Origin of the sequence: Halobellus marinus (genome assembly GCF_032113415.1) — an archaeon.
Lineage (GTDB): Archaea > Halobacteriota > Halobacteria > Halobacteriales > Haloferacaceae > Haloquadratum > Haloquadratum marinus.
In genome coordinates this window covers 2,009,478-2,020,135 of record NZ_CP134946.1, presented here as the reverse complement: position 1 = coordinate 2,020,135, position 10,658 = coordinate 2,009,478, and the positions used below count along the sequence as shown (strand labels likewise).

Here is a 10,658-nt window from a genome sequence, read left to right as displayed (position 1 = left end):
CCGGTATAAGTATTGCCGTAGGGACAGATCGGGGGACGGAGTCAGAACGCGGCGGCTCTCAGCCGAGGTCGATGTCGACGGTACTCTGGAACGTCTCGCGGGCGACGTAGTCGTCACGCAGCCTGTCTACCAGGTCCGACTCCGTGGTGTCCAGCGGTGGTTCGAGGTCCTCCGGATCCTCGACGTCGATCAGCGAATCGCGGTAGACGTAGCCGCCCTCGCCCGCGTCGCCCAGGGTCGGATCAGTCCCGTCGAGACCGTGGGCGTGTCTGCACCGGACGGCGTCGCCGAGTTCCGACCGTTCGGACTCGTAGGCCTCCTTGTACCGATCGATGCCCCGGATGTTGTCGAGGAAGACGCCGCCGACGAACGTGACCATCGAGAGGTCCCACGGCCCACCGACGCCGAGCGACTGTGAGCCGTACCCCACACCAGTGCTGTCGACGGGGAGAGGCGCGTTTTCGAGTTCCGCTTCGACCATATCGAAGATCGGGTGATCGGGAGCGCTGTCGGACGCGAACGCCCGACTCAGAAAGACGGTGCCGACAGTGTAACCGTCGTAGACATTCTGCGCGTCGGCGGCGGCGTCCTCACCGGCCGGCGGTGACTCGATGCGGCCTTCTCGCAGGCCGACCAGATCCCCGTTCCGGCCGACGGTCTCCGCGAAGTGTCGGAACTGGCGTTCGATCCGCTCCATCTCCACCGAGTCGCTCCGGTCCCAGATTCGTGAGGCGGCGATGTCCTCGTACTGCAGCAGCCCCGATTGATCTTCGGCGCTCGTCATCGTGAGGTACGGGTCGTCGGTCCCTTCGCCGGAGGCGACGACATCTTCGGTCTCGGGCCGCGCCGGGCCGAAGTCGTCAAACCGCCTCCTGCGGTCCAGCAGGATCTCTCTGAGCAGTTCCTCGCGTTCCCGGCGGGATTCGAGACGCTCGAGGGTCGATTCGAGTTCCTCGCGTGCGGTCCCGACCGGCCCGAGGTAGGTCTCCTGAAGCGCTTCGCGGACGGTGCCCGGTGAGTCGCCGCCCCGACCCGGAGCGACCAGTTCGTCGAACGCCGCGTCGACGCGGTCAGTCTCGAACCCGGCTTCGAGCCGTCTGTGGAGCTGTTCAGGCGCGTTCTCGACGGCCTCCGGCCGCGCTATATCGATCCCGTCGCCGACCCAGCGCTCGCGGTGGGAATCTACTGCCGCGGCGTCGTCGACCGCCGCGAGCGTCCGCTCGAACTCTCCCACGACCGCGTCGGCGTGCCTCGCCCGCTCGTCGGCCAGCGCGTCCCTGATCCGGTCGAACTCGTCTACTGCGACGGAACGACACTCGAAATCGACCGTTCCGAGGTCCTCGCCCGCCGAAGGCGCGACGGCGACGTACCGGTCGTCGATCGCGGAGATGGCCTTCAGATACCGGTTTTCGGCCTCCTCCCGGCGGTTGAAGACCCGACCGGCGAAGCCGACACCCCGGTAATCGTACCACGCCTCGAACGCCTCGGCCGTCCGATGGATCGATCCCCTGACTGCGTGGGGGTCGATGGGTTCCAGGCCCACGGCTTCGAGCGCGTCGTTCAGCGGGGCGAAGTCGTACTCGAACAGTTGATCGGGGAGTTCCTCGGGGGAAGCCGCGCGGTTGATGCTGGTGACGGCGTCCTCGATCTCGTATTCGAGGTCCTCGAGCCGCTTTTGGATCTCGTCGCTGGAGGCGTTGATCTCCACGACCGCCTCGAGGTGGTCCGCGACGGCGTCGTGCCACGAGTCGATCGCCGCCTCCCGCATCTCGACCAGGTCGTCCTCGAGGTCTCCCAGCACCTCGAGGTTCGTCTCGATCTCTTCGATCTCGCTCCCGTGTCGGTCGAGTTGTTCTTCGAGGTGCCTCGCCCCGATCCAGGTATCGGCGTCGGGATCCATCGCCGCTGCGATCGCTTTCTCGACCGGTTCCGCGTCGGCGTCGCTCCCGCCGATCAGCTTCCGCGCCCGGAGGAGATCCGCACGGAGCGCGATCGCCCGGATCTCATCGCGGATGAGGCTGTCGAGTGCCTGTTCGTCCGGCTCCGCCGGATAGCGATCCTCGGGCGGTTGAAGCGTCTCCACGCGGGACCGGAGGCGGGCTGTGAGTTCCCCGACGAACTCCTCCGTTGGCCGGTCGCCGACTGCATCGCTGATCACGTCCCGCCAGTTCGCCAACTGATCACGCCACTCGTGATTCGCTTTGTTGTCGAGGGAGTCGAAAGCCTCCTCGCCGAGCCACGCTTCGAGTTCCTCGATCCGGCCACGGAGGAAGTAGGTGTCCGCCTCGTTCAGCCAGAACTCCTCGTTACGGCCGTAGACGCCGTCCCGGGCGTCATCGAGCGCCTCGCCCACGTCACCGCCCCACTCTTCGATCAGGACCTCCCGGAGTTCGCGGTACAGGTCCAGTTCTGCGTCGAGCGCCTCGCGCTTCTCATCCCGGTACGCGCGGAGGGTTCGGGCGACGTCCTTGACGTCTTCGACGGTGTACCGGAGCGTCTGCGGGACCGCGACGGTGAACGGGGCGAAGGCGGGTGGCAAACGGTTCGGTCCGCTCTCGTCGAATCGATCGACTGTGGCCAGGTTCTCCCGGGTGACGATGGCCTTCGTGACACCGTCGAGGAAGCCCTCGTGGTCGTCGAGGTGGCTGGCTGGGGCGAAGGGAACGAGGAGGATATTCCTGAACGGGTTCTTTCCCTGCAGCGCGAGATACTCCAGTTCCGACAGCGCGGCGTAGGCGTTCGCGGTTGCCTCGTCGGATTTCTCGGGGTCGGGCAGAATCGCGACCAGATTGACCGGGTCCTGGTGCTTGCTGGCGACCTGTTTTGCCAGGTCGACGGCCATCCCCGATCCGGTCCCGCCGCCGAGGCCGACGACGAACGTCGTCGAACCGTCCAGTTCCGCCGGTAACGCCGCCATTCGACCGTCGCCGGCCTGGCTCGCGTGGAGGAGGGCGTTGCCCAGTCCGCGCCGACGCAACAGGCCGTTGCCGTATCCGTCGAGCACCATCCGTTCGTCGTCTTCGAGCCACCACGCGTCGAGACCCGCGTCGTCGGCGATGTCCCTGACGGTGGGTTCCGAGGTCAACCCCTCGCGGGAGACCAGTTCGTCGGGGGCGTCCTCGATCGGATTGATGTACGTGACTTCGGTGGTGACGATCTCCGACGGACGTCCTGACCGCTCGGCGATCGCTTCGATCCGCTCGGTGTGCTCGCGGACCCGCCTCTCGTCATCCTGCTGTGAGGAGGTCTCGGTGTCGACGAGGTAGGCGTCGAACCCCTCCGGAATCACCCACGAGTCGAATTCCGCGACCCGCTGTTCGAGGATCCAGTCCTGAGACAGATAGTGATCGACGACCCGCTTGCCCGCGTGCCCGATCCCGACGATGTTGTCGGGGAACGCACACCGCCCCTGTGTCCCGTGATAATCGGCCGACATAGCCGGAACGAGTCTGTCGGATCAGATAAAACTGTGCGAAACAACAAACAGCTGACGAATCGTGGGGGGTGGAGATTCCCCGGGAAAATCGTGTGCGGGAACCGCCCGTCGGAGGGGCGTCAGCGAGGGACCACCGCGCGGAACGGTAGAGATCGAATCGCTAACTCATCATCGCGCCCGCGTCCTGGGCGACGATCAGATCGAAGGGCGTGTCCGCGGGCTCGTCCTCTGGCGTGAGGTAGCCGGCCGCAAAGGCCGTGTACACCGCTTCCCCGCTCAGCGCGAGGTCGAAGTCGGCGACGACGTCGCCGTCGTTATTCTCGGTGTCGCCGCGGATCTGAGCGACATACTCGCCGGCAGGTACCTCCGTGTATCCGTACTCGCCGTACGCGACGCCGTCGAACAGGGCGTCACCGGTAGACTCGACGGTCACGTCCACCGCGGGCGCGTCGGGCGAGGCGTGAACGACTCTGAGGCGGGCGGTGTCGGCCTCGGGCGCCGCGTTGTCGTCCTCCAGCACCAGCGGCTCGAACGGTTGATCGGCGTCTTCTGCGAGTTCGCCGACCGCGGCGATCGTGTACGCGTCGCCGGCCGCGACGTCGACGTCACCCGCGAACACGGATGCGTCGGGATCGCCCGCCGCGGTGATCTCGACCGCCCGAGAGCCGGCCGGCACGTCGAGATAGTCGCTGACGGCGCCGAAGGGTACATCTTCCAAGACTGCATCGCCCTCGACGTAGACGTCCACGTTCGGGGCGTCGGGTGAGAGATGCGCCACGCGAACGTTCGCGGGGTCGGCTCCGCCGTCGCCGCCCGCATCCTGCGCGACGAGCAGGTCGAACGGCGTGTCAGCGGGCTCGTCGTCGGGCGAGAGGTAGCCCGCCGCGAATGCCGTATACACCCCGCCGCCAGCCAGATCGAGGTCGAAGGAGGCGACGACGTCGCCGTCGTTGCTCTCGGTGTCGCCGCGGATCTGGACGGTGTACTCGCCGGCCGGGACCTCGACGTAGCCCGCTTCGCCGTACGCGACGCCGTCGAACAGGGCGTCTCCGGTAGACTCGACAGTCACGTCCACCGCCGGCGCGTCGGGCGAGGCGTGCACCACTCGCACGCGTGCTGTCTCGGCCCCGGGGTCGCTGTTGTCGTCCTCCAGAACCAGCGGTTCGAACGGTTGATCGCCATCATCCGCGAGTTCACCGACTGCGGCGATCGTATATGCTGCCTCCGCCTCGACCGGGACCGGTCCCGAGAAGACGGATGCCTGGGGGTCGCCCGCCGCGGTGATCTCGACCGATCGCTCGCCCGCCGGGACGTCGAGGTAGTCGCTGACAGCGCCGAACGCGACGTCCTCTAACACCGCGTCGCCCTCGACGTAGACGTCCACGTTGGGGGCGTCGGGCGAGAGGTGTGCGATGCGGACGGCCGCGGTCCCGGACGGCGTCTCGTCGGGAGTTTCGGTCTCCGTCTGGGTTTCCATCGGCGTATCCGTGGGTGTCTCCGTTGGGGCGTCGGTCCCGCCGCCACCACCGTCGCCGCTACAGCCGGCGAGTCCGATCGTGGCTCCGGTTCCGATTCCGAGCAGAACGCGTCGTCGCGTGGAAGTTGGTCTGTCTGATGACATCCACCAGAGTCGAGGTATGACAGGTTAATAATCGATTTCGCAACTCCGACTAAAATCTCCCTCAAATTCCTGTAAATTGTCTCTCAGAGGTCTGAAATGGCCCCTTCTTCCTTCGTGGTCGAAAGCGTTTTATGCACTATTCTCGGATATGTGAGGTGTGAGGAGCGCGCGAACAACACCGGCTCGAGCCGGAGGGGCACAAGCGGTAGTGGATCGCCTCCGAGCGGAACGGAACGGCCGGTTCGCCTGCGAGTGGTCGGCGTCGCCGGATTCCCCCGAGTGGGTACTCCGGTCCGCCGGTGGATTGATTATGGCGCGTAGAAAACCACTCGAAGGATGGATACGGTCCTCTGGCAGACGCTCGCCGGCACACGCGGAGGGCCGAACCGCGCCCGTATCCTACGCGCACTCGACAAACGACCGCGGAACGCAAACCAGCTGGCCGAGGATTTCGATCTGGCGTACAACACGATCAGACACCATCTCGAGGTGCTCGAGGACAACGGGATCGTCACCAGCAGCGATGCGAGTTACGGCACGGTCTACCTCCCGAGCGACAGGGCGAAGAACCACTGGGAGACGGTCGAGCGGATAATCACACAGCTTGAGGAGTAAAATGACACACGAACTAATCCACTGCCTGCCGAACGGCCCCGAAAGTCGACGGGGGGTGCCGAAATGAGTCTCGTATTGGACGCCGCCCGCGTTGCTGCGGCGCTCAACATCCTGCTCCTTTTGGTCATTATTGGTATCTGGGTGCAGACGTACCGTGAGATCCGTGCACCATTCACGCTGGCCTCCATCGTGTTCGCGTCGTTTCTCCTCGCGGAGAACGCAGTCGCGCTGTACTTTTATTTCACCGCCCCGGCGATGCCCGCGATCGCCGTGCAGGTGATGATGCTGCTGCAGATTCTGGAGACGGCTGGAATCAGCGTCCTCACGTATATCACGTGGCAGTGACGCGACCACGCCCCGGCAGCGACCGGTGACCGCTCGGCGGGAGTTAGGAGAGCTCGATGGGGGGGTCAGGGGACGTTCACGGCGCACGCCTGTGGCCCGCGACAGTGACACTTTTTGTGTGCGATCCCTATCTCCGATGGGGTGAGTAAGATGCCCCTGGTACCGCACTATCCGACCGACGAACCTCGGCGTGACCGTCGCACCCCGGACATCGACGAGATCGTCGACGACATCCTCGGGAGCGGCAACGACGACCCTCAACCGGTCGTCGGGTGACCCGAGGCTCCGGTGTGCGGCACCATTTTTTATTCCCCAGTCGAATTGACACACGACGAAGATCCGGGACCGATAAACCGACAGACACTATTGCCCCGCCGGAGACCGGACGATAACGACTGGCTCCGCCGACGATCGGTGGGGCAGAGGAACACACAATGTCGATCACTGCAAAGGTACACATTTCCCACGAGCATCTCGCGCTCATTCCGACGCTTCGGAACCTCGACGGCGTCAAGATCCGGGTAATCACCCAGGGGACGACCGATCCCGGGTCGACGAACTTCCCGTTTCTCATCGAGTACGACGACCACGAGGAACTCGAATCGATGCTCGAAGACGACGTGACTGTCGAAACCTTCGAGTTGGTCGACCGGACCGACGACACCGCCATCTACTACATCGAGCACACGCCCCAGACCAGGCTCATAAGCGGCGTCGTGACCGAGGAAAACGGCTTTCTCGTCCACACCGAGACGAAGGACGACGGCTGGCTGGTCCACCTGCTTTTGCCCGACCGCGCCGCGCTCAACTCCATCTGGGAGTACGCGATCGCAAACGACATCGCGCTCGACATCATCGAGATCTACAGCAACGAGGACGCCGGCGGGGAGTCCTCCTACGGCCTCACCGACGAACAGCGGACCGCGCTTCAGCTCGCCTTTGCCGAGGGCTACTTCAACGAACCCCGGGACATCTCCCTGAGCGAGGTCGCCGCGGAGATGGATCTCTCCTCGACGGCGATGAGCGGGCGGCTCCGCCGGGGGATGCGCAACCTCATCGCGGCGACGATTGCCGAGCGGGACCGCGACGAGTGAGCTGACAGCGGGCCGTTTTGTGCGGATATTAGCCGTGGACGGTTACGTCGTCGCCCACGCGAAGCCGTTGTCCACGGTCCGACTCCGGAACCCCGGCGATGAGCATCACCGAGTAGAGGTGCTCGAAGGCGTCGGCGTCGGCCCACACCGGGAACGTCTCCTCCCGTCGTTCGACGAACCGCTCTCGGAAGTCCGCGAGTCGCTCGCCGGTGTCCGGGTCGCGCTCGGGGACGACACACCGTCCGCAGGGTTTGATGCCCTCGAAACCGACACTCCCGATACGAAAGGTCGGGGCGTCCTCGCCGACGAATCGGTCCTCCCAGAACGCCGGGACGCCGTCGATCTCGATGTTCGCCCGCAACCGGCGTCGGACGCTCTCGGGCGTCAGGTTCTCGAACCACGAAGCGATCTCCCGCAGCGTGGCCGTACTGACCACCGACGGCCCGAGTTCCCGACGGTCGACGAACCCGAGCGTCGAGTCTCGCTTGAGTGTGAGATCGATCCCGAAGAAATCGCTGAACCACGTCGCAGCGCGCTCCCGCTCCTGTTCCTGATCGAGCACGAACCGCTGCGTCTCGCCGTCGGGCGTCGCCACCGCGAGCGTCCCCGTCTCCGGCTCGAAGTCCGTCGTGAGGTCGTGGACGCGGTCCGTCCGTTTCCCGTTGAGCACGTCGCCGTCTTCGTCGAAGAGTGCGAACTCGCGGTCGTGTTCGAGCGTCCCGCCGTCGAGGACGTCCGCGCCCTCAACCGCTACCCCGTCGAGTCCCTTCACCGGATACACTCGGAGCCCTGCCAGATTAGCCATCGACTGCTCGTTCGTCTCTCGGGGGTTTCATCGTTCGGTCCGATCGGCGTCACTTGGGCCGCTGTTCGCCGTCCGTCAGAGTCACCGGACGCAGTGCGGTAGCGTCTTTGTCGTAGCCGAGCCACCGGCTGAGCACGACCGCGACAAGCAGGAGATAGACGGGAAAGAGCAACACGAGCACGTATCCAAGAGCCAACGGCGACAGCACGCCGGTCCAGTAGAGGAGGCCGATGACCACCAGGCCGGCGACCGCACCCGCCGCTGAGCCGAGCCGGAACGCGCGGGCCGCATCAGGACCGGGGGCGGGTGGAGCCTCAACCATAGACCTGCTACGTTTTCCAGGAAAATAAACGGCGCGCGATATGGAGTGCTATACCACGGTGAACTCCCCTCGATCCCTTCGGAGGGGATAAATGTACGGTACTTTCAAGGCCACCTTTTATTTGGATATGAGGACGTCTTTTATCGGATGACAGGGGATCACCCAAACCACCCAAGTGTCGACCAGTCCGATCGCTCCGTCCCGCGAAACCTCCGACAGACCGGGGATCCGGGGATCGAAATGCTCGTCTCGACTCGCGTCCGCAAATCCCCGTTCTTCCACAAGTCGTTCGTCGAGAACGGCGCGTGGCGCTGTAGCGTCTACAACCGCATCTATCACCCGCGCGGGCTGGTCAAGCCCGAGGACGGCGGTGCCATGGCCGAGTACGACGCACTCACGAACGCGGTCACGCTGTGGGACGTCGCAGTCGAGCGCCAGATCCGCGTGAAGGGCCCCGACGCCGAAGCCCTGACGAACTACGTGGTCACCCGCGACGTGACCGGGATGGACCCGATGGACGGGAAGTACGTCATCCTCTGTAACGAGGAGGGCGGCGTGCTCAACGACCCGGTCCTGCTGCGCCCCGAAGAGGACGAGTTCTGGTTCTCCATCTCGGACTCCAACCTGATGCAGTGGCTCCAGGGTGTCAACGTCGACAACGACTTCGACGTCGAGATCGACGAGATCGACGTCGCCCCGATGCAGATCCAGGGCCCCAAGTCCGAGGACGTCATGGTCGACGTCGTCGGCGAGGAAGTCAAGGATATCCCCTACTACGGCCTGATGGAGGCCGAGATCAACGGCGCCAGCGTCCTCATCAGCCAGACTGGCTTCTCCGGCGAGGCCGGCTTCGAGATCTATGTTCGGGACGCCCACAAGGAGGCCGACAACGTGTGGGACCCCGTCCACGAGAGCGTCAAGGCCCACGGCGGTCGCCAGATCGCGCCCGGCCACCACCGCCGCATCGCCGCGGGGATCATGTCCTGGGGCCAGGACCTCGACTTCGAGACCTCGCCGTTCCAGGTCAACCTCGGCTACCACGTGCCCGACGACAAGGAGGCGGACTACATCGGTAAGGAGGAACTCGAGCGGCAGAAAGAGCAGATCGAGAACGGTAACTACCCGTTCACGCACAAGCTCGTCGGCCTCAAGATGGCCGGCGAGCCGATCCGCGACTACGCGCCGGACTTCTGGCTCATCTCCGACCCCGAGACGGGCGAGGAGTGCGGGTACATCACCTCGCCGTGGTGGAACCCGGATCTGGAGACCAACATCGCGATGGGCTACGTGCCCGCCGAGAAGATCCAGGAAGTGACGGACACGCCGCTCAACGACGAAATCTACGACGAGGAGCTCGACCTAGAGTTCCAGGTCCACCTCCCCGACGAGTACTCCGAGGAGCCCGGCGAGCCGACCTTCGCCACCTTCGCGAAGGTCCCGTTCAAGGAGTCGGTCAACCCGAGCGCCCGCGAGCAGGCCAAGCTCAACGCGCGCAAGGAAGCCGAAGAGAACAACTGATCGGCCGCGCAGACCCGCTTTCGGGCCACGGGTGAGGTTTCGCAGCGGAGTTGGAGACGGGGCCGACCGATCCTACCCGGTGAGCGTCACCGGCCGGTCGGCCGAAAGCAGCACGTCCTGCGTGATACTGCCGAGCAGCACTTTCTGCACCCCCGATCGCTTGCGGCCGCCCATCACGATCCCGTGAGCGTCCCGCTCGGCGGCCGCTTCGAGGATCTTCTGTGAGACGTTGCCGCCGATGCCGACGCGCTCGACGTCGATTCCTCGGTCGGCCAGGTCGTCGGCGGCCTCGACGGCCGCCTCGTTGTCCTCGAAGGAGTGCGGCGGCGCACCCTTGTAATCCTGCCCCGGGAAGACGTGCAGAACGACAGCTTTCACGTCAGGACCGGCGCTCCCGAGTTCGGCGACGTACGCCGCCTGCTTCCGGGCGTGCGATTTGTTCTCGCTGACGGGGACGATAACCGTCCGCGGCCCCTCTTCGATGAGCATCTCTGTGCCGGTGATCGTCACCGGTCGCTCAGTGGAGATGAAAACGTCCTGCACAGTGCTGCCGAGCAACACCTGAGCGACGCCGGACCGCTTTCGGCCGCCCATCACTATCTCGTGGCTATCCAGTTCGTCTGCAGTTCGGAGCACCGTCTCCACGACGCTCCCCTCCTCGACCAGACGCTCGACTGACACACCTTTCGCCTCCAGGTGATCGGCGGCCCCGACCGCCGCGTCGATGGAGTCGAACACGACGTCGACTGCGTCCGCGTTGCCGGGAGGGTCCACATACAGCACTGTCGCCTCGACGTCCGCGCCGCTCTCTGCCAGATTCGCTGCGTATCTCGCCTGATGGAGCGCTCGATCCACCTTCCTGTCGACCGGAATCAGCATACGGTACATACCATTCTAGTATA

The 10,658-nt window shown here is 65.0% G+C and carries 10 protein-coding genes; 5 read left to right on the top strand and 5 right to left on the bottom strand.

Annotated features, from left to right (window positions below):
• Positions 1 to 58 precede the first annotated feature (58 nt).
• Together RJT37_RS10195 and RJT37_RS10190 are read right to left on the bottom strand one after the other, a co-directional pair.
• Positions 59 to 3,436 carry a tubulin-like doman-containing protein gene (locus tag RJT37_RS10195; protein WP_313684118.1) on the bottom strand — a complete coding sequence of 1,126 codons (3,378 nt, stop codon included), beginning with the start codon at positions 3,434 to 3,436 and terminating at the stop codon, positions 59 to 61.
• A gap of 160 nt (positions 3,437 to 3,596) precedes the next feature.
• Positions 3,597 to 5,057 (bottom strand): DUF4397 domain-containing protein, encoded by a 1,461-nt coding sequence (locus RJT37_RS10190; protein ID WP_313684117.1) that lies wholly within the window; start codon positions 5,055 to 5,057, stop codon positions 3,597 to 3,599.
• 336 nt (positions 5,058 to 5,393) lie between these two features.
• Between RJT37_RS10190 and RJT37_RS10185 the strand changes: the two genes are divergently transcribed.
• From RJT37_RS10185 to RJT37_RS10170, 4 genes are all read left to right on the top strand, one after another.
• A complete protein-coding gene (locus RJT37_RS10185) occupies positions 5,394 to 5,672 on the top strand; it encodes an ArsR/SmtB family transcription factor (RefSeq protein ID WP_313684116.1) in 279 nt (92 codons plus the stop codon).
• Between the two features lie 63 nt (positions 5,673 to 5,735).
• Positions 5,736 to 6,017 carry a DUF8036 family membrane protein gene (locus RJT37_RS10180; RefSeq protein ID WP_313684114.1) on the top strand — a complete coding sequence of 94 codons (282 nt, stop codon included), beginning with the start codon at positions 5,736 to 5,738 and terminating at the stop codon, positions 6,015 to 6,017.
• Positions 6,018 to 6,167: 150 nt separating this feature from the next.
• Positions 6,168 to 6,293 carry a hypothetical protein gene (locus tag RJT37_RS10175; RefSeq protein ID WP_311171987.1) on the top strand — a complete coding sequence of 42 codons (126 nt, stop codon included), beginning with the start codon at positions 6,168 to 6,170 and terminating at the stop codon, positions 6,291 to 6,293.
• A 158-nt stretch (positions 6,294 to 6,451) separates the two neighbouring features.
• Complete coding sequence (locus RJT37_RS10170; RefSeq protein ID WP_313684110.1) at positions 6,452 to 7,111, top strand: helix-turn-helix domain-containing protein; 660 nt, start codon at positions 6,452 to 6,454, stop codon at positions 7,109 to 7,111.
• Between the two features lie 28 nt (positions 7,112 to 7,139).
• Here RJT37_RS10170 and RJT37_RS10165 read toward each other — a convergent pair whose 3' ends face one another.
• Positions 7,140 to 7,916 carry an MOSC domain-containing protein gene (locus RJT37_RS10165; protein ID WP_313684108.1) on the bottom strand — a complete coding sequence of 259 codons (777 nt, stop codon included), beginning with the start codon at positions 7,914 to 7,916 and terminating at the stop codon, positions 7,140 to 7,142.
• A gap of 49 nt (positions 7,917 to 7,965) precedes the next feature.
• The gene (locus tag RJT37_RS10160) at positions 7,966 to 8,238 is read right to left on the bottom strand and encodes a hypothetical protein (protein ID WP_313684106.1); all 273 of its coding nucleotides are present in this window, start codon (positions 8,236 to 8,238) and stop codon (positions 7,966 to 7,968) included.
• A 147-nt stretch (positions 8,239 to 8,385) separates the two neighbouring features.
• Here RJT37_RS10160 and RJT37_RS10155 point away from each other — a divergent pair, with 147 nt between their 5' ends.
• Positions 8,386 to 9,756: an aminomethyltransferase family protein gene (locus RJT37_RS10155; protein ID WP_313684104.1), complete on the top strand. Its 1,371-nt coding sequence runs from the start codon at positions 8,386 to 8,388 to the stop codon at positions 9,754 to 9,756.
• A 72-nt stretch (positions 9,757 to 9,828) separates the two neighbouring features.
• Here RJT37_RS10155 and RJT37_RS10150 read toward each other — a convergent pair whose 3' ends face one another.
• The gene (locus tag RJT37_RS10150; protein ID WP_313684102.1) at positions 9,829 to 10,644 is read right to left on the bottom strand and encodes a universal stress protein; all 816 of its coding nucleotides are present in this window, start codon (positions 10,642 to 10,644) and stop codon (positions 9,829 to 9,831) included.
• Between the last annotated feature and the right edge of the window lie 14 nt (positions 10,645 to 10,658).

Bases quoted from the DNA above. Each gene is read 5' to 3' on its own strand.
- RJT37_RS10150 (WP_313684102.1), bottom strand. From the start codon at position 10,644: ATGTACCGTATGCTGATTCCGGTCGACAGGAAGGTGGATCGAGCGCTC.
- RJT37_RS10195 (WP_313684118.1), bottom strand. From the start codon at position 3,436: ATGTCGGCCGATTATCACGGGACACAGGGGCGGTGTGCGTTCCCCGAC.
- RJT37_RS10170 (WP_313684110.1), top strand. From the start codon at position 6,452: ATGTCGATCACTGCAAAGGTACACATTTCCCACGAGCATCTCGCGCTC.
- RJT37_RS10180 (WP_313684114.1), top strand. From the start codon at position 5,736: ATGAGTCTCGTATTGGACGCCGCCCGCGTTGCTGCGGCGCTCAACATC.
- RJT37_RS10160 (WP_313684106.1), bottom strand. From the start codon at position 8,238: ATGGTTGAGGCTCCACCCGCCCCCGGTCCTGATGCGGCCCGCGCGTTC.
- RJT37_RS10175 (WP_311171987.1), top strand. From the start codon at position 6,168: ATGCCCCTGGTACCGCACTATCCGACCGACGAACCTCGGCGTGACCGT.
- RJT37_RS10185 (WP_313684116.1), top strand. From the start codon at position 5,394: ATGGATACGGTCCTCTGGCAGACGCTCGCCGGCACACGCGGAGGGCCG.
- RJT37_RS10155 (WP_313684104.1), top strand. From the start codon at position 8,386: ATGACAGGGGATCACCCAAACCACCCAAGTGTCGACCAGTCCGATCGC.
- RJT37_RS10165 (WP_313684108.1), bottom strand. From the start codon at position 7,916: ATGGCTAATCTGGCAGGGCTCCGAGTGTATCCGGTGAAGGGACTCGAC.
- RJT37_RS10190 (WP_313684117.1), bottom strand. From the start codon at position 5,057: ATGTCATCAGACAGACCAACTTCCACGCGACGACGCGTTCTGCTCGGA.